The organism is Nonomuraea purpurea (assembly GCF_042650645.1).
GTDB classification, from domain to species: Bacteria; Actinomycetota; Actinomycetes; order Streptosporangiales; family Streptosporangiaceae; genus Nonomuraea; species Nonomuraea purpurea.
Window position 1 is genome coordinate 192,716 of record NZ_JBHSBI010000014.1, and the last position, 21,564, is coordinate 214,279.

Consider the following 21,564-nt stretch of genomic DNA (forward strand, 5'->3'; position numbering starts at 1 on the left):
TGACTGGTGGAATCTGGAATTGCTCAGATCAGCCAGCACACCGGCGGCGTGATAGGCGTTGCGTGGCTGATGATCGCGCTCCCGTTGCTGGGGGCTTTCATCCTGCTGACGTTCGGCCGACGCACTGACCGCTGGGGCCATCTGCTGGGCGTGGCCATGTCCCTCGCCTCGTTCGTCGTGGCGGTGCTGGCATTCTTCGAGCTCATCAGCTTTGGGGAGAACGAGCGCCGCCTGGCGGTGCCGCTGTACTCGTTCATCCCCCAGATGAAGATCGACATGGGCCTGCTGATCGACCCGCTGTCGATCAGCTTCGCGCTGCTGATCACCGGTGTGGGCTCGCTGATCCACATCTACTCGATCGGCTACATGTCCCATGACGAGAACCGGCGGCGGTTCTTCGCCTACCTGAACCTGTTCGTCGCCGCGATGCTCCTGCTGGTGCTGGCCGACAACTACGTCGGGCTGTTCATCGGCTGGGAGGGCGTCGGTCTGGCCTCGTACCTGCTGATCGGGTTCTGGCAGTTCAAGCCGTCGGCGGCGGTCGCGGCCAAGAAGGCGTTCGTCGTCAACCGCGTCGGCGACTTCGGCCTGCTGGTCGGCATGTTCGTGATCTTCACGACGTACCAGACGCTGTCGTTCAAGGGCATCGGGGAGTACACGGGGCCGGTCCCGTCCCAGGGTGTGCTGCTGGCCATCGGCCTGCTGCTGCTTCTCGGCGCGTGCGGCAAGTCCGCCCAGCTCCCGCTGCAGTCCTGGCTTCTGGACGCCATGGAGGGCCCGACCCCCGTGTCGGCCCTGATCCACGCCGCGACCATGGTCACCGCCGGCGTCTACCTGGTGGTCCGCTCCGGGGCGTTCTTCTTCCCCGAGGGATCCGGAGCCGCGCTCGCCGTCTCCATCGTCGGCGCGGCCACGCTGCTCGCCGGTGCGATCATCGGTTGCGCGAAGGACGACATCAAGAAGGGCCTGGCCGGTTCGACGATGTCGCAGATCGGCTACATGATGCTCGGCGCGGGCCTCGGCCCCGCGGGGTACGCCTTCGCGATCGGCCACCTGATCACGCACGGCTTCTTCAAGGCCGACATGTTCCTCGGCGCAGGCTCGGTCATGCACGGCATGAACGACGAAGTGAACATGCGCAAGTACGGCGGCCTCCGCAAGTACATGCCGATCACCTTCGTCACGTTCTTCATCGGCTACCTGGCGATCATCGGGTTCCCGCTGCTGTCCGGCTACTTCACCAAGGACGGCATCATCGAGACCGCGATCGAGCACAGCGCGGTTCTCGGCTGGCTGGCCGTTCTGGGTGCGGGCCTCACCGGCTTCTACATGTCGCGGATGGTCTTCATGACCTTCTTCGGCCAGAAGCGCTGGGCGGAGGACGCCCACCCGCACGAGTCGCCGGCGGTCATGACCGTGCCGCTGATGATCCTGTCGCTGGGCGCGCTCGGCCTGGGCGCCTACCTGGTGCTGGGCGGGACGCTCTACACGTTCCTGCGTCCCGCGGTGGGCGGCGAGCCGACCCCGCCGGCCTTCCACTTCGTCAGCACTCCCGGCCTGGCGACCCTGGCGCTCGTCGCCGTGGGCGCGGCCTTCGCCTGGATGAGGTACGGCCGCGCCGAGGTGCCCGCGGTGCAGCCGCGCGGCTCCTTCCTCACCACGTTCGCCCGGCGCGACCTGTACGGTGACGCGCTCAACGAGTCGCTGTTCATGCGCCCCGGCCAGTGGCTGACCCGCATCGCGGTGTTCTTCGACAACCGCGGCATCGACGGGCTGGTCAACGGTCTGGCGGCGGGCATCGGCGGCAGCTCCGGGCGCCTTCGGCGGGTCCAGACGGGCTTCGCCAGAACGTACGCGCTGTCCATCCTCATCGGTGCCGCCCTGCTGACCGGCGCCCTGCTCCTCGTTGGGAACATCTGATGTCACCCTGGCTTCCGATACTCATGGCGGTGCCCGTGGTGGGCGCCATCGTGGTGGCCCTGCTTCCCAAGGGCAGTGACAAGCTGGCCAAGCAGGTCACCCTGCTGGTCTCGCTGCTGGTGCTGGTTCTGACGGGCGTCATGGCCGCCGGGTTCAACCCGGGTGGCGAGCGGTTCCAGTTCAGGGCCGAGTACAACTGGATCCCGAGCTTCGGGGTCAAGTTCGGGGTCGGCGTCGACGGCGTGGCGCTCGTGCTGATCGCCCTGTCGGTGGTGCTGGTGCCGATCGTGGTGCTGGCCTCCTGGCACGACGCCGACGGGGTCAAGACCGCCGACGGCACCCTGATCACGCCGAAGCGGTCGGTGAAGACGTACTTCTCGCTGCTGCTGGTGCTGGAGACGATGATGATCGGCGTCTTCGCGGCGACCGACATCTTCCTGTTCTACGTCTTCTTCGAAGCCATGCTGATCCCGATGTACTTCATGATCGGCTCCTACGGCGGCGCCCAGCGGTCCTACGCGGCCGTCAAGTTCCTGCTGTACTCGCTGTTCGGCGGCCTGCTCATGCTGGTCGCGGTCATCGGACTCTACGTGGTCGGCGGCAGCAAGACGTTCATGTTCCCCGAGCTCATCGGGGTCATCCAGGACCCTGCCATGCAGAAGTGGCTGTTCGCCGGGTTCTTCATCGCCTTCGCGATCAAGGCGCCGCTGTGGCCGGTGCACACCTGGCTGCCCGACGCCGCCGCGCAGGCTCCGGCCGGGGCCGCCGTGCTGCTGGTCGGCGTGCTGGACAAGGTCGGCACGTTCGGGATGTTGCGCTTCTGCCTGGAGCTGTTCCCCGACGCGGCCAAGGCGTTCACGATGCCGATCGTCGTACTGGCGATCATCAGCATCGTCTACGGCGCGATCGTTGCCATCGGGCAGACCGACATGAAGCGGCTCATCGCCTACACGTCGATCTCGCACTTCGGCTTCATCGTGCTCGGCGTGTTCGCCATGTCCGACATCGCCTCGTCCGGCGCGGCCCTCTACATGGTCAACCACGGCTTCGCCACCGGCGCGCTGTTCCTGGCGGCAGGGTTCCTCATCGCCAGGCGCGGCTCGCCGTTCATCGGCGACTACGGCGGCGTGCAGAAGGTCGCCCCGCTGCTGGCGGGCTTCTTCCTGGTCGCCGGCCTGGCCGGGCTGTCGCTGCCGGGGTTGTCGTCGTTCGTCAGCGAGTTCATGGTCATGATCGGGACGTACTCGAGCACCGCCCACGGCTCCGGCGCGCTGTCCGTGGCCGCGATCATCTCCGCGGTGGCCGTGGTCCTGGCGGCCGTCTACATCCTGTGGATGGTGCAGCGGGTCCTGAACGGGCCGACGGCCGAGCCCGTCAAGGCCTTCAAGGACCTGAACGCGCGCGAGGTCTGGGTGCTGGCTCCGCTGGTCGCCCTCATCATCGGGTTCGGTTTCTTCCCCAAGCCGCTGCTCGATGTGATCAACCCGTCGGTGCAACACACGCTGACCAACGTGCACGTGCCCACCTCCACCATCGCTGAGAAGGGGACAGGCCAGTGAACTCCATCCCAGCGCCGACGATCGAGTACGGCACGCTGGCGCCGCTCCTGGTGGTCTTCGGCGCGGCCGTCATCGGCGTGCTCGTCGAGGCCTTCGCGCCGCGTTACCTGCGCAAGTCCATCCATGTGCCGCTCACCCTGCTGAGCCTGTTCGGCGCGTTCGCGCTGGTGCTCGTGCAGGTCCTGCGCGGTCAGGTCTCGACGGTGGCCTCCGCCATGGGCGCGGTCGCGGTGGACGGCCCCGCGCTGTTCATCTGGGGCGTCATCCTCGTCCTGTCGTTCGTCTGCGTGCTGCTCATCAACGACGAGGGCCACTTCGTCGCCTCGGCGGCGGCCGTTCCCGGCAGCGCCGACGAGGAGGAGGCCGAGGCCGAGGGGAGCGGCGGGCACACCGAGGTGTACCCGCTGGTCCTGTTCGCGGTCGGCGGCATGCTGCTCTTCCCCGCCTCGCACGACCTGCTGATGATGTTCGTGGCCCTTGAGGTCATGTCGCTGCCGCTGTACCTGCTGTGCGGCCTGGCCCGCCGGCGTCGCCTGCTGTCGCAGGAGGCGTCGATGAAGTACTTCCTGCTGGGCGCGTTCTCCTCGGCGTTCTTCCTGTACGGCATCGCGATGATCTACGGCTTCGCGGGCACCGTCTCGCTGCCGGGGATCAACCAGGCGCTGGCCTCCAACGCGCAGCTCGACCCGCTGCTGATGCTCGGCTTCTCACTGGTGGGCGTGGGCCTGCTGTTCAAGATCGGCGCGGCGCCCTTCCACGCCTGGAAGCCTGACGTCTACCAGGGCGCGCCGACCCCGATCACCGCGCTGATGGCCTCGGGCACGCTCGTCGCGGCCATCGGGGCCGTGCTGAGGGTGTTCTGGGTGGGTCTGGGCAACCTCGACTGGAACTGGCGGCCGGCCATCTGGGGCGTCGCCGCCCTGACGATGATCGTCGGCTCGATCCTGGCGATCACGCAGACCGAGATCAAGCGGATGCTCGCCTACTCCTCGATCGCCCACGCGGGCTTCCTGCTCGTGGGTGTGATGGCAACGTTCGGCACCGCCGAGCAGAACGCCGTCTCGCTCAAGGCGATCCTGTTCTACCTGGCGGTCTACGGCATCACCACGGTCGGCGCGTTCGCCGTGGTCACGCTGGTGCGCGATCCGGGCGGCGAGGCGGGGCACCTGTCGCGCTGGGCCGGGCTCGGCAAGCGCGCCCCGATGCTGGCCGGGGTGTTCGCCTTCTTCCTGCTGGCCTTCGCCGGTATCCCGCTGACCAGCGGATTCTTCGGCAAGTACGCCGTGTTCGCCGCCGCGCTGAACAGCGGCACGCAGCCCGGCGACTCGATGGGCGGCTGGATGGCCGGCCTGGTCGTCGTGGGTGTCGTCGCCTCGGCGATCGCGGCGTTCTTCTACGTTCGTGTGATCGTGCTGATGTTCTTCAGCGAGCCCGCCGCGGACGGTCCGGCGATCGCGGTGCCCAGCGCGGGCACCGTGGCCGTCATCGCCGTCTCGTTGCTGGTTACCGTAGGAGTGGGGCTCTACCCGGAGTCCGTGCTCGGCATTGCCAACGACGCTGCTCGCAGCCTGTTCATCAGATAAGGGGATTTCGTATGTCTGCGCCTCCCGTGGTTGACCTTCCCATCGAGGACGAGCGGTTGGCGCAGGACGTGGCCAACGGACTGGCCGCGGTCGAGAAACTCCTGCGCTCGTCGGTGGAGAGTGAGGACGCCTTCGTCACGGAGGCGTCCAAGCACCTCATCGAGGCCGGTGGCAAGCGCTTTCGTACGCTGATGGTGCTGCTGGCCGCGCAGTTCGGTGATCCGTCCGCGCCGGGTGTGGTGCCCGGCGCGGTGGTGATCGAGCTGACCCACCTGGGCTCGCTCTACCATGACGACGTCATGGACGAGGCCCCGGTACGCCGGGGCTCGCCGTCCGCGAACGCCCGGTGGGACAACACCGTGGCGATCCTGACCGGCGACTACCTGTTCGCCCAGGCCTCCGACCTGCTCGCCGACCTCGGTCCCGAGCTGATCCGCATCCAGGCTCAGACGTTCTCCCGCCTCGTCCAGGGGCAGATCCGCGAGACCGTCGGGCCGCGCGACGGTGAGGACCCCGTCGCCCACTACCTGAGCGTGCTGGCCGACAAGACCGGCTCCCTGATCGCCGCCTCCGGCCGGTTCGGGGCGCTGCTGTCCGGCGCTCCCGCGGACGTGGAGGAGCGGCTGAGCCGTGCGTGCGAGGCGATCGGGGTGGCCTGGCAGCTTGGGGACGACCTGCTGGACGTGGCCTCCACCGGTGCTCAGTCGGGCAAGACGCCCGGCACGGACCTGCGCGAGGGCGTCAGGACGCTTCCGGTCCTGTACGCGCTGGCCTCCGGTGAGCAGTCGCGCCTGACCACGCTGCTGTCGGGCCCGGTGGCCGAGGAGGACGTGGAAGAGACGCTGACCCTGCTGCGCGCCCACACGGGGATGGCGCGGGCGCGGGAGGAGCTGGGAGCGTGGGTGGACCGGGCCCGCGACGACATTTCCGGCTTGCCCGACATTCCGGCTAGGGATGCCTTTTCGGCGCTATGTGACTACGTGGTCGAGCGTTCCGGCTGATCGGCCACCTGGTCGAGCGCGTTCCTCCTGACCCGGGCGGCGGCCCGCGCCGTCCGGAAACCGTCGAACGTGAAGATCGCCAGCGCCACCCACACGATCGAGAACCCGATCCACCGGCTCGGCGGCATGACCTCCTTGGCGACTAGCACCCCGCAGGCGAACTGCAGAATCGGCGCGATGTACTGCAGCAGGCCCATGGTGCTGAGCGGCACCCTGATGGCCGCCGCGCCGAAGCAGAGCAGCGGCACCGCCGTGACGATCCCGGCCCCGACGAGCAGCACCGCGTGCCAGGCCCCTTCGTGCGCGAACGTGGCCGTGCCCGTCCCCTGCAGGAAGAGCAGGTAACCGAGGGCCGGGAGCAGCAGCACCAGCGTCTCCACCGCCAGGCTCTCGGTGGCCGCCACGTTCGCCTGCTTCTTGACCAGGCCGTACACGCCGAAGGACATCGCCAGCGTGAGCGCGATCCACGGCAGACGCCCGTAGTCGAGGGTCAGCACCAGCACCGCCAGCGCGCCGAACCCCACCGCCACCCACTGCAACGGCCGCAGCCGCTCGCGCAGCAGCACCACCCCGAACAGCACGCTGACCAGAGGATTGATGAAGTACCCCAGCGCGCTCTCCACCACGTGGCCGGTGTTGACCGCGTAGATGTAGGTGCCCCAGTTCACGGTCACGAACACGGCCGCCAGGGTCAGCAGCGCCAGCTTCCTCGGCTGCCTGGCCAACTCCTTGATCCAGGACCAGTGCCTGCGGACGGTCAGTGCGACGGCGACGACGAGCAGCGACCAGACCATGCGGTGGGCGAGGATCTCGACGGCCCCGGAGGGCTTGAGCAGTGGCCAGTAGAGGGGGAACAGGCCCCACATGGAGTAGGCGGCGATCCCGAACAACACACCGCGCCGTAGGTCAGGCATGAACCCAATTTTCAAGCATTACCACCTTTAAACACAAATTTCATCTTCTGCACGGAAATGTGAAGCGGTCCTAAAGCGTTGCCCGCTATGTACGCTGTTGTAAGACCGGTATGGAGGTACTGCCATGGGCTGGCTGTTCGGCGGCAACAAGACATCGATGGTGCGACGCGAGGACGCCCTCCCCGGACGTCCTGAGCCCATCCCCGTGCCGGCACGCCACGCCGTCCTCGACGCACCGCTGGCCCCGCCGTACCCCTCGCCCTCTCTGGAAGTCGCCGACTTCGGCCTGGGCTGCTTCTGGGGCGCCGAGCGCAAGTTCTGGCAGACCCCGGGCGTCTTCACGACCGCGGTCGGCTACCAGGGCGGCTACACGCCCAACCCGACCTACGAGGAAGTCTGCAGCGGCCTCACGGGCCACACCGAAGCCGTCCGCGTCGTCTTCGACCCCGCGAAGATCTCGTACGAGGAACTGCTGAAGGTCTTCTGGGAGGCCCACGACCCCACCCAGGGCATGCGCCAGGGCAACGACGTCGGTACCCAGTACCGGTCGGCGATCTACTACCACTCTCCGGAGCAGCAGAAGGCGGCGGAGGCGTCGCGGGAGGCGTACCAGGGGGTGCTGAAGGCGGCGGGGTACGGCGAGATCACCACGGAACTCGCCCCCGCGGGGCCCTTCTACTACGCGGAGGACTATCACCAGCAGTACCTGTACAAAGTGCCCAACGGGTACTGCGGGATCGGCGGGACCGGCGTCGCCTGCCCGGTCGGGTTGACGTCCGGTGAGGCCTGACAAGCTCTTCTGAGCGCTAGGGCTTGGCCGCGGGGGTGAGCACCTCCACGCCGCTCGCCTTAAGGGCGCCCCGCAGGTCGGGTGGCGGTGCGGCATCGGTGATCAGGTAGTCGGCAGCGCCTAGTTCCGATACTTGGGCGAACAGGCGGCGGCCGAATTTGGAGGAGTCGGCGAGGATCGCCACGCGGGCCGCACGGGAGATCATCTCCTGCATCATCGCGGCCTCGGCGAGGTTGCTCGTCGTGTAGCCGGCGTCGGCGGCGACCGCGCCGACGCCGATCAGCGCCAGATCGCAGCTGATGTCCAGCTCGGCGCCGGCGTTGGCGCGGAAGCTGACCGGGCCGATCGTGGCGAGGGTGAGCGCGCGCACCGCGCCGCCGAAGACGTAGATGTCGCGGATGGCCGTAGGCGGGAGCGCGCTCGGCACCAGCAGATTGTTCGTCGCCACCGTGAGGTCGCGGTGCTGGCCCAGACTGCGGGCGAGCGCAAGGGTGGTCGTCCCGCCGTTGATCATGATAGTCGAGCCGTCGTCGACCAGTGTCGCGGCCAGTGCCCCGATCTTCTCCTTCTCCTGCTCCTGCACGGCAAGCCGCTGGTCGACGGCGCGGTCGGTGCGGGAGACCATGGACAGGCTGACAGCGCCGCCGTATGTACGCACGAGGATGCCCTCGGCGGCCAGCTGATCGAGATCGCGTCGTACGGTGTCGATGGAGACGCCGAAGCGCTCGGCGAGCTCGCCCACCGTGACCTGGCCGGTGTCGGCCACGTACGCGGCCAGCTGAGCTTTGCGCCCGGCGGGTAGGTGGCGCTGCCGCTCGTCCTTGTCAACGCTCACTGATTCCCCCTTGTCAGTGCGGCAGTATTCCACAAGTCCGCGCCTACTGGGCACAATGCCGCATAGAACTGCCAAGAGCCGCAGTGGTGGGCAGGGCTGGCCGAAGGCCGGTAGCGGCGGGGAAATCTACAGATCGGAGGGCGGCAGTGGGGCGCCGGATCTTGCTTCATGGCACCACATTATGCCGTACTTCGCATCTTTTTGCTGTTCTTCTCTTGTCGGCATCCGTAACACGCTGCTAACGTGACGGCCAACTCGGCAGAGGACGGAAAGATCTCGATGTAGAAGGAGCCCGTCATGGCGGTTGGTGCAACCCGGATGAGGCGAGTGATGGGGGTAGCGACAGCGGCTGCGACGGTCGCGCTCGTGGCGGCGTGTGGCTCGGGCGCCTCAAGCGACACCGCCTCGGACGGCAGCGTGACGCTGGAGTTCGCCCAGTGGTGGGGGGCCGAGCTCCCGGCCGGGGAGTTCGACAAGATCGTTAACGATTTCACCGCTCAGAACCCGAAGATCAAGATCAAGCTGCTGAGCGCGCCGTACGCTTCGACGAAGCAGCAGCTGATCACCGGCGCCGCGTCGAAGACCCTGCCCGACGTGGTGGGCCTCGACGGCGCCTGGGTCAACGACTTCGCCAAGCAGGGCGCAATCACCGATCTGTCCAAGCTGATGGCCGACGCGAACTACGACGCCAGCCAGCTCGCCAGTCAGGTGCAGGTCAAGGGCAAGACCAACATGATCCCGGTGGTCAACTTCGTCTACCCACTCTTCGTCAACAAGGACCTGCTCACCAAGGCCGGCGTCGCCAAGGTGCCCACCACGCGCACCCAGTTCCTCGACGCGGCCAAGAAGATCAGCGCAACCGGCAGTGACGTGAAGGGCTGGGCGCTCCCGCTCGACACCGCCGTCCCCAACGGCATCCAGAACGACGTCATGTCCTGGCTCTGGGCGTCCGGCGGCAGCATGCTGACCAACGGCAAGCCCAACCTGACCAGCGCGCCGGTCAAGAGCGCGGTCGAGTATGTGAAGAGCCTGAACGACGCGGGCGTCATCGCCCCCGGCTCGCTCACCATGAAAGAACAGGACAAGGTCGAGAAGTTCACCAACGGCCAGATCGGCATGATGATCGACTCGCTCGCGCACATCAACCTGATCAAGAAGAACAAGCCGGATCTGAACTTCGAGGTGGCGGCCCTTCCGGCCGAGGACGGCTACACCGGCAAGCGCGGCATCCCGTACGCGTCGTGGGGTATCGGCATCTCCAGCTCCACCGAGCACAAGGCCGAGGCGTTCAAGTTCGTGTCCTACCTGCTCAGCCAGGAGACCAACGCGAAGCTGAGCACGATCGCGAACGGCTTCCCGGGTAACAAGAATGCCCAGCCCGACTTCAGCAACAGTGACCCGCTGTTCAAGACCGCTTTCGACATCTACCAGCAGGGCTACCCCGCCAACGAGTTCGTCGGCCTGCCCAAGTCCGAGGACCTGATGCGCAGCTTCGACGAGCAGCTCCAGCTCGTGCTGACCGGCAAGACGAGTGTCGACGCTGCCCTCGCCAAGTCGCAGGAGTCCTGGTCCTCGGTGATCGGGTAGCCCGCCTGGGCGCCGTGCCGGTCCCCAGGCGCGGCGCGCGATCAAGGAGAAAGCGATGACATCCGTGACGGCACCCAAGCCGGCGGCGCCCACCGAGGAACGGGTCACACCCGGCCGGACCCGCTCCATCCTGGCCAGGCGCCTGATCCCGTACGGCTATCTGTCCCCCACGGTGCTTTTGATCGTGGTCCTGATGGTGGTCCCCATCGTCATGGTGATCAGCTACTCGTTCCAGGACAACGTGATCGTCCAGGAGAACCCGGTGTTCGCCGGGTTCGCCAACTACACCAAGGTGCTCACCGACCCGAACTTCCTGGCGGCGCTGACGAACACCGCCATCTTCATCACGGTCAGCACCGTGGCCCACCTGGTCCTCGGCCTGGCCTTCGCGATGATGCTCAACACCCAGTTGCTGGGCGGGGTCACCAAGGCCGTTTTCCGAATCGTCTACATCCTGCCCTGGCTGTTCACGATCGCGGTGATCGCCGTCATCTGGCGGCTGCTGCTCGACCCGTCCGGTGTGGTCAACTACGTCCTGCACACGTTGGGTCTCATTCAGGAGGGCGTGAACTGGCTCGGCGACCCGGGCAAGGCGCTCTGGGCGGTCACGTTCGTCAACATCTGGTCCGGCTACCCGTTCTTCATGATCAGCCTGCTCGCCGCGCTGCAGGGCATCCCCAACGACCTGTACGAAGCGGCCGCGGTAGACGGGACGAACTGGGTTCGGCGATTTATTCACGTAACGCTGCCCCAACTGCGACCGGTGATGGTCAGCATGGGAGTGCTCGACCTGATCTGGACGTCCCAGCAGTTCGCACTGATCTGGATGACGACCGGCGGCGGGCCGCTGCACGCCACCGAGATGCTCAGCACCTACACCTACAAGCAAGCCTTCAGCGAGTACGAGTTCGCGACCGCGTCCGCCGCCGCCGTGATCGTGCTGCTGCTGACGATGATCCTGGCCTTCTTCTACGTACGCCAGCAAAGGGAGCGGTGAGACGCATGGCCACCACCATCAAGACCCGTCGCACCCTCGCCAAGGCCGGCGTCATCACCGGCCTCGTCATCGGCGGGCTGTTCGCCGGCCTGCCAGTCCTGTGGCTGCTGTCCACCTCGTTCAAGAGCAACGGAGAAGTCTTCCAGAATCCGCCGAAGCTCATCACCGGCAGCTTCTCGTTCGACGCCTACTGGGAGATCTTGGGCAACGGTGCCCAGCTGCAGTTCTTCCTCAACAGCTACATCGTCGCCTTCGCGGTGACCATCCTGACGCTGCTGGTGGCCGTCCTGGCCGGGTTCGCATTCAGCCGCTTCACGTTCCCGTTCCAGAAGACCATCAACGCCGTGATCGTCAGCGTCCAGGCGGTGCCGCCGATCACGCTCGTCATTCCGTACTTCGGGCTCGTCGTCGCGCTCGGGCTGTACAACACCTATCCCGGTCTGATCCTCACGCACATGGTGTTCACCCTCCCGTACGCGATCATCATGATCACCGCGTACCTGAACACGCTGCCACGAGAGCTGGACGAGTCCGTCAAGGTCGACGGCGGCACCAACTGGACCGCGCTGTGGCGGATCCTGGTACCGATCTCGGTGCCCGGTCTGATCGCGGTCGGCGTGTACACGTTCATGATCTCGTGGAACGAGTACCTGTTCGCGCTCACTCTGACCCGTACCGACGACATGCGCACCGTGCCGATCGGCATCCAACTGCTCATGGGCCAGCACTCGTACGAGTGGAATCAGATGATGGCGATGAGCATCCTTGGGTCCATTCCGGTCCTCCTCCTCTTCCTCCTGTTCCAGCGACGGTTCATCGGCGGGCTCACCGCCGGCGCCGTCAAGGCCTGACACACCCAGCACACAAAAGGAGAAAACGCACAAATGCTGACGACCGGCAAGGCGATCCTGGACGTCGCCAACGAACACAGCTTCGCCGTGCCCGCCTTCAACATCAGCGACTGGGCGATGTTCAAGGGGATCGTTGAGATCAGCGAGGAGACGAACGCCCCCCTGATCGTCGGGATCCACCCGGACGAGGTTCGGCACATCGGCCGCGAGATGATCACCGGCATGGTCGAGCGGTCGCACAACTCGAGCGTCCCGATCGCGATCCACTGGGACCACGGCGCCACCTATGAGCAGATCCTGCAGGCGATCCAGTACGGCTTCACCTCCGTGATGATCGACGGGTCGCTGAAGCCGTTCGAGGAGAACATCGCGATCACCAAGAAGGTCACCGACTCGGCGCACGCTCTCGGCGTGTCGGTGGAGGGCGAGCTCGGCACGATCGGCGGGAACGACAGCTACGCCGAGGCGGGCGCCGCCGAGATCATCTACACCGACCCTGACGACGCGGTCACCTTCATCGAGCAGACCGGCGTGGACAGCCTCGCCGTCGCGATCGGGACGTTCCACGGCCTCTACCCGGCCCACCTCAAGCCGGAGCTGAAGCTCGACCTGCTCAAGGAGATCAAGAGCCGGGTGCAGATCCCCCTGGTGCTGCACGGCGGCTCCGGCAACCCGGATGACGAGATCCGCGAGGCGGCGCGAATTGGCATCAACAAGATCAACATCTCCACCGATATCAAGGTCGCTTACCACGACAAGATGCGCGAGGTGCTGGGCAACGACCGGAAGGTGCGCGAGCCGAACGCCATCCAGCCCGCCTGCATCGAGGCCATGAAGGTGGTCGCCGCCCAGAAGATCGAGCTGTTCGGCGCTGCCGGTAAGGGCTCGCTCTACTGACATGGCCGACGCGTCCCAGATAATCCTGGGCCTCGGCGGTTGCGTCGACTACGAGTTGAAGCTGACCACCAGTGTCCTGGAACAGCTTGTAGCCGAGTACGGCATCGTGGCCGCGGAACTGACGTCGCCGGCCACGGTGACCAGTGAGCGGGACCTCGTGGTGTCGATCCTCGGGTACGTTGCCCGGGGCGGAGGCGGCGAACACTTCGTCGCCTCCGCCCCGGCGCTGTCGACCTTCGCGAACCGGTTCCCGCATCGGGAAACTCTGGGCGGCACCTCGGTGCGGGCCGGGATCGTGATGAGCCGGCTCGGCGTGCCGTCTACGCTGCACCTGGTCAGCGTCAACGACACCTTCCGCCGGCTGCTGCCGGCGGACTGCGAGTACATCAACAGCGGTGTCGGGGAGACCTTCTATCCACACCTGATCGTCCAGTACGACAAGGGCCTGCGGATCCGGGCAAGCAACATCGACATCGTCGCGCCGTTCCCGAACCGCCTGATCTACGTCAACGACCCGGCGAACGCTGCCATGCTGCTCACCGACGATCTCGGCGACCGGTTGCGGAAGGCGGACATCTTTCTGATCTCTGGATTCAACGCCATGCGCGACAAGGCGGAGCTCGACGAGAGGCTCGCCTCCCTGAAAGAGCACATACGGCAACTGCCGTACGGGGCGGTAGCCTACTTCGAGGACGCGGCATACCACGAGCCCGCCTTCAGCCGCCGGGTCCGGGATGCGCTGCTCGACGAGATCAACGTGTACGGACTGAACGAGGACGAGCTGCAGTCGCACATCGGGCGCCCGGTCGACCTGCTCTCGGCCGAGGACGTCGCGCAGGCCCTCACGGCGGTGCATGCGCTCATCCCGGTGCCGACGCTGGTGCTGCACACGAAGTACTGGGCTGCGGCGCTCGGCGCAGGCGTTTACGCCGACGCCCTCGACACCGGCACGGTCATGGCCGCCACCCGCTACTGCCACGGCGACGAATTCAGCGAGGAGGACGTCGAGCGGGTGCGCCGACTGGCCCGGCGGCCCGAGTCCGTCGCCTTCGCGGCGGCGCTGCGCTCGCGTATGGGGGCGACTGTCGACTGTGTCCCCGGCTTCGCACTCGACGTCCAGAATCCCACCACCGTCGGGCTCGGCGACACGTTCGTCGGCGGCTTCCTCGCCGAGCTAGCCCTGAAGGGACACCGATGACCGTCGAGGTACTGCCTGCCAACCAGCCCGAGACGTTCTATCGCGGCGCCGGCCGGATCGCCGAGTTCCGCAACGTGCCGGGGCTGCCCGACCGCCCGGAGGACTGGGTGGGCTCGGTGACCTCCAGGTTCGGGCTCGCCCCATCCGGGCTGTCCACCCTGGCCGACGGCCGCGTGCTGGCCGAGGCGATCGCCGCGGACCCGCGCTGGTGGCTCGGCCCGGAACGCGCCGACACCGGCGTGCTGGTGAAGCTGCTCGACGCCGGCCAGCGGCTGCCATTGCACGTGCACCCTGACCGCCGCTTCGCCACCGCGCACCTCGCCTCGCCGTACGGGAAGACCGAGGCATGGGTGATTGTCTCCGCGCGGCCCGGCGCGTACGTCCATCTGGGTTTTGCCCGTGACGTGGAGGCCGCCGAGCTGGCCGGCTGGGTGGACGGGCAGAAGACTGAGGCGATGCTCGCCGCCACCAACAAAATCCCGGTTGCGGCCGGCGACGCGATCCTCTGCCCGGCAGGGCTTCCGCACGCGATCGGCGACGGCATTCTGCTAGTCGAGGTCCAGGAGCCGACCGACTTCTCGGTGCTGCTGGAGTACGAAGGCTTCGGCCTCGCCGGCGGCCACCTCGGCCTCGGCTACGACCTGGCGCTGCAGTGCGTCGACCGCGGCGCCTGGACGCCATCACGCCTCGACGAACTCCGCGGTACTCCAGCGCGACTGCTGCCCGAGGCTGCGGACGAGTTCTTCGCCGTTCGCCGCCTGTATGGCGGCGAACGCCTGGAACGTGGCTTCAGCGTGCTGGTCGTGGTGGCCGGAGAGGGCAGGCTGATCGGTGACAAGGACGACCTGTCGCTTCGGCGGGGAGACACGCTGCTGGTTCCGTACGCCGCCGGCCCGGTCCTTCTGGACGGCCAGGTCGAGGTGATCCGTCTCTCGGCGTCCGCCTGACTGCCACAGCGCTTCTGCCTTCACCGGCATCTCGCGCAATCATCTGGACCGGCTCGTAGCTGAACTGGCCGAACCGTTCGCCGCGGCCCGAGTTGCTTGGCCGGGCGGTCTGGACTCACAGGCTGGACTTTGTGGAGTCCACCTCGGAGTCCCACATGACGGCCAGCGCGCGCATGCTGGACGACGCCGATGTGTTGTTCGCCATCTGGGACGGGCAGCCCGCCCGAGGCTATGGCGGCACTGCTGACGTGGTGGCCGAGGCCGGGCGGCGGAGGGTCCCCGTGCGCGTGATCTGGCCTGATGGAGGGCCGCACTGGCAGTGTTCCCGCGGCCGGTGCAGTACGCGATCAAGGCGGCCGGCGGCTGGCGTGACGATCCGGCCACCTCGGAGGCCGTGGAATGGCGACGAGCGGCAGCACACGCGGCCGGCCTCACCCAGGAGGTGGAGCGGCTGCAGTTCGAGTGGGCGCCGACCGATGGGGTACCCCCGGCGGCCGGGGCGCTGCGGTTCGCCGAGGCGTCCGATGAGAAGTTCCTGGCGGTGTTCACGACAATCGCCGAGGGTAGCCTGGACTTCCAGACCCGAACGAGCGTGGCGTCCAAGGGCGTGGACGTGACTGCGCGCGAAGAGATGGACTTCTATCTCGGAGCGCCGGGCAAGCGGGAGTGGTGGCGGATCGCCTACACGCACGAGGGCGAGGTAGCAGGTATGGCGATCCCCTCGGCGACGCCTTACAGCGTGAACGTGGGGTATCTCGGGGTGGTCCCGGAGTTTCGGGGGCGCGGATACGTGGACGAGATACTCGCCGAGATCACCCGCATGCACGCGGCCAACGGAGAGCCGCGCATCACCGCCACCACCGACGTGGGCAACGCGCCGATGGCGGCCGCGTTCCTGCGCGCCGGATACCGCAACACGGAGATCCGGATCAATCTCTCCAACAACCTCTAGTCCTAAGGACTTGTAGCCGGGGGCGGAGCGCTACCACCAGCAACATCTGTACAGATTGCCCAATGGGTACTGCGGGATCGGCTGCCCTGCCCCGTGGGTCTGACAACCAGCGACGGAGAGCGATGATTCGCGGTTCGCGGCGTGGGAGTGAGACAGAGGCTCTAGCCGGAAGCCTCACTCCCGACGAACGTCAGATGATCAGGGTTCTCGATCTTCAGCGCCTCGCTCTGGAGAAGGAGAGCGCGCCTGAACGGATGGGGCAGACCGAGGAACCGATCTATGGCGTTCTGTCCTCACTCAAGTGGTGGGAGGACTTGATTCACGACATGGAGGGGTGGCCTGGCCAGGACTTTTACCCGGTCTACGAGTACCTCAATGAGTTGACCATTCGGGATGGTCTGGAGGAGTACTGCGAGGCTTTACAAGTGGAGTTTGACTAGAGCGACCTTACAGATGGTCAGAAGAAGCCTAGATAGTCGATCACCCTGTGGGCCGCTTCGATGATTGATTCGGCGGTGGTCAGAGCCTGGTTTGCTTCCGCCTGGTCCACTGACTCGTCGGGAAAGATGGGGTATTCGAGTTCGTTTCTCCGGCGGCGCATACTGCCGAAGGGTTCGAAGGCGGGGCCGAACTGGCGCACCGGCTCGATCCGCGTCACCGACCACCAGTACGTCAATGTCATGTGGCGGAGGCCCTGCCTGCCCGTGATGGCGGGCTGCCCAGGAACCGAAAATGAACAACAGTTCGGTCTTCGGGATGGAACCGAATTCTTCAGCAATAACGACATGCGGGCCGTAGAGGTAGTTCAGGATTTCCGTCAATGGTCTCGCGACGGGGTGGCTTTGGTCGATGCTCAGCACTCGCGATCGGCCGATTGTCGTAGCGGCGAGGAGCCCGGCTTCTTCCAGGCGGCGGACTTCCGGGTGCAGGGTCGACGCCCCGATGCCTAGCTCGCGGGCGAGGTCAGCCAGTGTCCAGTTACGATCGGGGCGAAGGTATAGGGCTGCCAGGAGTCGTGCTTGGGTCTCGGTACGGAAGATGGGAAGCGCGGGTGGCATGACACTTCGCATGTTCCGAATATATCTTCATGATTATCGAATCGTCCACTGAACGCACTTGATCCGTCGCTCATTGTGGCAGTGTCTGTACCTGCCCTTGATCGCCCGGCTCATCCGGTGTCGATCGTGGGCCAGAGCCGTCTCCGGTGACAATCTTCACTGCTGGGTCAAGGCGTCGGCACTGCGCGCCGCTGATCTCCGTCCTGGGCTGGGGCAGTGGCCCATCGCACTACTCGGCACTGAGTTCGTGGTCCCTTTGTCGTCTCAACGGCATGCTGTAACGGCATCTCGACCGCCCCGTGAGAGCCCCATCGGGATTCGGGGCGGTCGAGTTTCATGTCGTGCGTCGTTGGTCGGGATCCTAGTTCCGAGGTCTCTCGGGGGACCGATCGCGGCTCAGCCCACTGATCTCATTGGCAGCCGCATGCCATCTCAACCCGCCCCCCAAGGTCGCAGGTGCTCCGATCTGCGACTTTCAGAGGCTCGCCGGGACGGAGAGGGCGGGGACCTTACGTTGGAGGAGGTCGGCCAGGGCGGCCTGGCCCTGCTTGTTGAGGTGCAGAACCGCGTCGTTTCCCTCCTGGCCGGGAGCGAGCGCGTCGAATCCCCGGTAGAAGGGCGGCTCGGCCTGACACAGCGAATGGCCCTCGAACTCGGGCCGGAGATCCACCGAATTCACATAGGGGCTGAAGAACCGGACGTCGATTCCCCGTGCCTGGGCTGCCTTCGTGGCATTCCGCAGGGTCGCGTCGAGTTCTTTGGAGACCTGATTGCCGTCCACCCGCTCCTGCGGGGTGAACACCTGGCTGTCGCAGATCGGGTCCAGCGGCACGCCCCCGGCGTTCTCGCCGGGGGCGACCTGCTGGCCGTATCCGGTGAGCACGATCGTGGCGCGCGGGCTGCGGGTCTTGATGTCGCTCAGGAGGGTCTTCAGGTTCTCGCCCATGGCAGGCAGCAGTTCCCTGATCGCCGTGGCAGGCGCGCCCGAGCAGTCGGCCTGGATGCACAGTCCGCCGAATGCCGCGAACTCGATATCGTTGGTGCCGATGCTCAGCATCACCACGTTGGTGTCACGCTTCAGTGCGTCGAACTGAGGGGGCTCGCCTTTGAACGACTCCTTCAGGGTTGTGATGGCCGAGCCGCTGCAGGTGACGTTCGTGAATTTCACACGTTTACCCTGCTCACGGAGTTTGCCGACAGTGACTTCGGAATAGGAGTTCGCGCTGCGAAAGCAGCTGCCTTCGGTGCCCGGTTCGTAGTCGCCGGCGCCGGTGCCGGATCCGTAGGAGTCGCCCATCGCCACCACGTTCAGTGACGTGATGGATTCGGCATGCGCGGTGCCCGTAGTGGATAACACACTCAGCGTGCCGATGGCGAACGCCGCCAGGAATGATCTCATGTCGCAATCGTATGGCGGCGATGTCGCATGTGCGCTGATGGGCATATTTCAACGTTTTGGTTCGCCCGTTTTCTCTTTGCGGTCGGCGCCGGCTTCGGGCCGACGCCTTCGACTCCAGCCCACCTGGCAATTCTTGATGGATGGCCCGATCTACAGTTGGTTGCGTAGATCAGCCCATTAGGGACCGCCAGAAGTCGCTGCGGTGTTCGCGTTCGAAGTCGGCGCGCCTGATGGCGCCAGGTCCCGTGGCGAGGCGCTGCACGTGACCGGCCCGGGTGTCGAACCTCGGCCAGGACGGTAGCCCGCGGCCGTTGGGGTCGCCCTTGTGCGCGAACCCCGTCCAGTAGCCGACCATGGTGTCGGAGAGGTCGTCCTGCGCAGCCGTCGGGGGCTTGGAGTAGCCGACGGCGAACAGGTACGGCAGCTCGGCCGTGTGGTACGCGCCGGTCGCGAAAGTCACCGGTGCCGCCTCGGTGAAGAACGGGGCGTCCCGGTCGGCGAACTCGTACATGAAGGTCGGCACATAACGGCTGAACGCCCGCGCGGTGTCCAGGATCGGCCGCGCGTACTGGAAGTCGGTCAGGGCCGCTGACAGCGCTTCGGAGGGAGTCTTGTAGTCCTTCAGCGGGTAACGGGCGAGTACCCTGGCGGCCCGCGCGCCGAAGGCGGCCCGGATCTGCTCCCGGTACTGGTCGTCGGTGAGAGCGCAAGGACGCTTCTGATCGGGCGCGCACAGCATGTGGGTGCGTTCCATGCCCCACACCTGTGCGCGGTACTCGTCACGGGTGGCGCCGATGAGGATCGGCACGCGGTGGAACCGTCCCGTGGCCAGAGCCTTGGCCGGGTCGACCGGGAGCACCGGCCCACCGGCGACCGGAGCGGCCTCCCATGCCGACTCGCCCGGGAAGCCGGCGACCTGGATCAGCTTCCGGGCAGGCAGTTCGCGCATGCAGGCGGCCACACCGGCGGCATCCTGGCCGCACTTGGTCTTCTTGATGAGGGCTTCGGCGGCGGCCTCCGCCTCCTCGCGGGTGCGCAGCGGGGTGGTGCAGGAGTTGCTCTGCAGGACCGCGCGGTGGAACAGCCCCTTGGAACCGGGCGCCGCGAGCTGGGCGCAGACGCTGGTCGCACCGGCCGACTGCCCGGCGAGCGTCACATTGTTCGGGTCGCCGCCGAAGGCCGCCACGTTGGCCCGCACCCAGCGCAGTGCGGCCTGCTGGTCCTCGATACCGAAGTTGCCCGGAGCGCGCCCCAGACCCGAGTGGGTCAGGAACCCGAGCGGACCGAGGCGGTAGTTCACCGTCACCACGACGACGTCGCCCTCCACAGCCATCTTGCGTCCACCCCAGGTGTCCCCCTGACCGAGGAAGAAGTGCCCACCGTGGAGCCATACCAGCACCGGCTTCAGCCGCTTGTCCGGACGTCCTGACGGGGTGGTGACGTTCAGGTACAGGCAGTCCTCGGCCTCGCTGGGCTGGTCCATCGGCAGCCCTTCCGGCTGAGCACACCCAGGAGCCGGCTTCGTGGCGTCATGAACCCCCTTCCACGGCTTCGCGGGCTGCGGTGACTGCCAGCGCAGCTTCTTGGTCAGCGGTTTCGCGTACGGAATGCCCTGGAACGAGCGGTGGTCAGCGGCGACCGTTCCCCGTACTGCGCCCTGGGCCGTGCGGACCACGGCCGGATCCCCGTCCCGGCCGGTCGTGCCCGCAGCCGCGGTCAGGGGAACGGCCATCAGCCCGACCGCAATCGCGCCGGCACCGATCCAGTTCCGCTTCGCCTTGCCCATTCTCGCCTCCTGCGTTGTGTGAACCCGGTACGTGTTCGGTCGTCAGCTTCCGGGCCGGCGCGGGTCCAGCCAAGGACGGCACTAGTGCACCGGTGCTCGGCGACGGCGGCACGCCTGGCGGACTAGGCTGCACGGCAATCCGGTGCACTAGGACGATCGGGAGATCACGTGGCGGACGATGACGAGGGCGCGGTAAGGGATGTAGCGGAGCCCGCGTCCGCGCGGATCACCGCGGAGCTACGCCGGCGGATCGCCACCGGCGCGCTCAAACCCGGCGACCGTGTCCCGTCCACGCGGCAGATCGTTCGGGAACGGGGCGTGGCGATGGCCACCGCGTCCAAGGTCCTCGCCGCGTTGCGGAACGAGGGGCTGGTTGAACCCGTGCCCGGCGTCGGCACGGTGGTCACGTCCGGCGAACGGCGCCGGACGGCCCGATCGGGGGAGCGGGCCGCCGGACGGAGCGACACCGAGGTCTTCACTGACCGCATCGTGCGAACCGCCACCACGATCGCCGACGCCGAGGGCCTGGCCGCCGCCACGATGCGCCGCATCGCCACTGACCTTGACGTGGCGACGATGGCGCTGCACCGCCACGTCCGTGGCAAGAACCACCTCGTGATGCAGATGGCGGACGCGGTGTTCGCCGAGAACCGTCTCCCGGCCCGGCCGACCGGCGACTGGCGCGCCCAGCTGGAACTGGTGTGCCGAGTCCAGTGGGCCATGTACAGGCGGCATCCCTGGCTCGCGCACGTGGTGTCGCTGACCAGGCCGCTGCTCGCACCGAACGTGATCGCTCATACCGAGTGGACCATGCGCGCGGTCTCCGACCAGGGACTCGACCTCGCCACGATGATCCACATCGCCGCCACGGTGGCCGGTTTCGTCCGCGGCACGGCCGCCAATCTGGAGCGGGAGGCCGAGGCCGAGCAGGACACCGGCCTGACCGACGACGAGTGGCTGCGCGGCCAGGGCAACGCCCTGGCCGTGGCAATGCGCGCCGGATCCTTTCCGTTCATGTCCCGACTGTCAGCCCGTGACGACGTGGACCTGTCCATCGACACACTCTTCGAATTCGGGCTCCAGCGCATGCTCGACGGCATCGCACCGCTCTGTGCAGACAGGCGCTAGTCCAGAGACCTGGCCGCACGTGGGCGCGGGGCACGAGTAGCCCGACGACTGCTTACCGAACACGACGCGGAGCATGTCGGTGTTCGCTTGTCGTCGCTTGCTATGGCGATCATGAAACTCCCCTCGCCCTCAGCCGGCCTTGACCAGGGTGAGCACGCTGGT

Annotated in this window: 19 protein-coding genes and 1 pseudogene; 14 read left to right on the forward strand and 6 right to left on the reverse strand. The window is 66.8% G+C overall.

The features are described 5' to 3' along the window. The first annotated feature begins 69 nt into the window (after positions 1-69). Genes nuoL through ACFOY2_RS27530 form a run of 4 tightly spaced genes read left to right on the forward strand, consistent with a single transcriptional unit; the run spans position 70 to position 6,063 of the window. On the forward strand, positions 70-1,920 hold the full coding sequence (gene nuoL / locus ACFOY2_RS27515) for an NADH-quinone oxidoreductase subunit L (RefSeq protein WP_379531066.1): 1,851 nt from the start codon (positions 70-72) through the stop codon (positions 1,918-1,920). Then, positions 1,920-3,479, forward strand: a complete 1,560-nt coding sequence (locus ACFOY2_RS27520; protein WP_379530963.1) for an NADH-quinone oxidoreductase subunit M — start codon at positions 1,920-1,922, stop codon at positions 3,477-3,479. Before nuoL ends, ACFOY2_RS27520 begins: the two co-directional genes overlap by 1 nt. Further along, on the forward strand, positions 3,476-5,062 hold the full coding sequence (gene nuoN, locus ACFOY2_RS27525; protein WP_379530964.1) for an NADH-quinone oxidoreductase subunit NuoN: 1,587 nt from the start codon (positions 3,476-3,478) through the stop codon (positions 5,060-5,062). Before ACFOY2_RS27520 ends, nuoN begins: the two co-directional genes overlap by 4 nt. An 11-nt stretch (positions 5,063-5,073) precedes the next feature. Continuing rightward, on the forward strand, positions 5,074-6,063 hold the full coding sequence (locus tag ACFOY2_RS27530; RefSeq protein ID WP_379530965.1) for a polyprenyl synthetase family protein: 990 nt from the start codon (positions 5,074-5,076) through the stop codon (positions 6,061-6,063). On the opposite strand, the gene rarD is transcribed toward ACFOY2_RS27530, so the two are convergent. Continuing rightward, a complete protein-coding gene (gene rarD / locus ACFOY2_RS27535) occupies positions 6,039-6,977 on the reverse strand; it encodes an EamA family transporter RarD (protein ID WP_379530966.1) in 939 nt (312 codons plus the stop codon). The two genes, ACFOY2_RS27530 and rarD, sit on opposite strands and share 25 nt — an antisense overlap. Positions 6,978-7,101: 124 nt before the next feature. Here rarD and msrA point away from each other — a divergent pair, with 124 nt between their 5' ends. Beyond that, a complete protein-coding gene (gene msrA / locus ACFOY2_RS27540) occupies positions 7,102-7,767 on the forward strand; it encodes a peptide-methionine (S)-S-oxide reductase MsrA (protein ID WP_379530967.1) in 666 nt (221 codons plus the stop codon). 16 nt (positions 7,768-7,783) lie between these two features. Here the strand turns inward: msrA and ACFOY2_RS27545 are convergent, their stop codons facing one another. Continuing rightward, a complete protein-coding gene (locus tag ACFOY2_RS27545) occupies positions 7,784-8,602 on the reverse strand; it encodes a DeoR/GlpR family DNA-binding transcription regulator (RefSeq protein WP_379530968.1) in 819 nt (272 codons plus the stop codon). Positions 8,603-8,932: 330 nt separating this feature from the next. Between ACFOY2_RS27545 and ACFOY2_RS27550 the strand changes: the two genes are divergently transcribed. The 8 genes from ACFOY2_RS27550 to ACFOY2_RS27585 all read left to right on the forward strand — a co-directional run bounded on the left by ACFOY2_RS27550 (position 8,933) and on the right by ACFOY2_RS27585 (position 16,471). Beyond that, on the forward strand, positions 8,933-10,189 hold the full coding sequence (locus ACFOY2_RS27550) for an ABC transporter substrate-binding protein (protein ID WP_379530969.1): 1,257 nt from the start codon (positions 8,933-8,935) through the stop codon (positions 10,187-10,189). Positions 10,190-10,244: 55 nt separating this feature from the next. Next, positions 10,245-11,186, forward strand: a complete 942-nt coding sequence (locus ACFOY2_RS27555; protein ID WP_379530970.1) for a carbohydrate ABC transporter permease — start codon at positions 10,245-10,247, stop codon at positions 11,184-11,186. A gap of 5 nt (positions 11,187-11,191) precedes the next feature. Next, positions 11,192-12,037: a carbohydrate ABC transporter permease gene (locus ACFOY2_RS27560; RefSeq protein WP_379530971.1), complete on the forward strand. Its 846-nt coding sequence runs from the start codon at positions 11,192-11,194 to the stop codon at positions 12,035-12,037. Positions 12,038-12,070: 33 nt separating this feature from the next. Further along, positions 12,071-12,934: a ketose-bisphosphate aldolase gene (locus ACFOY2_RS27565; RefSeq protein WP_379530972.1), complete on the forward strand. Its 864-nt coding sequence runs from the start codon at positions 12,071-12,073 to the stop codon at positions 12,932-12,934. 1 nt (position 12,935) lies between these two features. Continuing rightward, positions 12,936-14,132: an ADP-dependent glucokinase/phosphofructokinase gene (locus ACFOY2_RS27570; protein ID WP_379530973.1), complete on the forward strand. Its 1,197-nt coding sequence runs from the start codon at positions 12,936-12,938 to the stop codon at positions 14,130-14,132. After that, positions 14,129-15,079, forward strand: a complete 951-nt coding sequence (locus ACFOY2_RS27575; RefSeq protein ID WP_379530974.1) for a class I mannose-6-phosphate isomerase — start codon at positions 14,129-14,131, stop codon at positions 15,077-15,079. Before ACFOY2_RS27570 ends, ACFOY2_RS27575 begins: the two co-directional genes overlap by 4 nt. Before the next feature lie 319 nt (positions 15,080-15,398). Further along, complete coding sequence (locus ACFOY2_RS27580; protein ID WP_379530975.1) at positions 15,399-16,031, forward strand: GNAT family N-acetyltransferase; 633 nt, start codon at positions 15,399-15,401, stop codon at positions 16,029-16,031. 194 nt (positions 16,032-16,225) lie between these two features. Next, positions 16,226-16,471, forward strand: a complete 246-nt coding sequence (locus ACFOY2_RS27585; RefSeq protein ID WP_379530976.1) for a hypothetical protein — start codon at positions 16,226-16,228, stop codon at positions 16,469-16,471. A gap of 17 nt (positions 16,472-16,488) precedes the next feature. Here the strand turns inward: ACFOY2_RS27585 and ACFOY2_RS27590 are convergent, their stop codons facing one another. The 4 genes and pseudogenes from ACFOY2_RS27590 to ACFOY2_RS27605 all read right to left on the reverse strand — a co-directional run bounded on the left by ACFOY2_RS27590 (position 16,489) and on the right by ACFOY2_RS27605 (position 20,274). Next, positions 16,489-16,713, reverse strand: a complete 225-nt coding sequence (locus ACFOY2_RS27590; protein WP_379531068.1) for a hypothetical protein — start codon at positions 16,711-16,713, stop codon at positions 16,489-16,491. Between the two features lie 214 nt (positions 16,714-16,927). Beyond that, a pseudogene (locus tag ACFOY2_RS27595) lies at positions 16,928-17,101 on the reverse strand (hypothetical protein); the annotation flags it as partial. A 463-nt stretch (positions 17,102-17,564) separates the two neighbouring features. Beyond that, positions 17,565-18,488: an SGNH/GDSL hydrolase family protein gene (locus tag ACFOY2_RS27600; RefSeq protein WP_379530977.1), complete on the reverse strand. Its 924-nt coding sequence runs from the start codon at positions 18,486-18,488 to the stop codon at positions 17,565-17,567. 169 nt (positions 18,489-18,657) lie between these two features. Continuing rightward, positions 18,658-20,274, reverse strand: coding sequence for a carboxylesterase/lipase family protein (locus ACFOY2_RS27605; RefSeq protein ID WP_379530978.1), 1,617 nt, complete (start codon positions 20,272-20,274; stop codon positions 18,658-18,660). A gap of 168 nt (positions 20,275-20,442) precedes the next feature. Here ACFOY2_RS27605 and ACFOY2_RS27610 point away from each other — a divergent pair, with 168 nt between their 5' ends. Further along, entirely contained in the window at positions 20,443-21,402 is a 960-nt protein-coding gene (locus tag ACFOY2_RS27610) for a TetR/AcrR family transcriptional regulator C-terminal domain-containing protein (protein ID WP_379530979.1), read from the forward strand. Positions 21,403-21,564 lie beyond the last annotated feature (162 nt).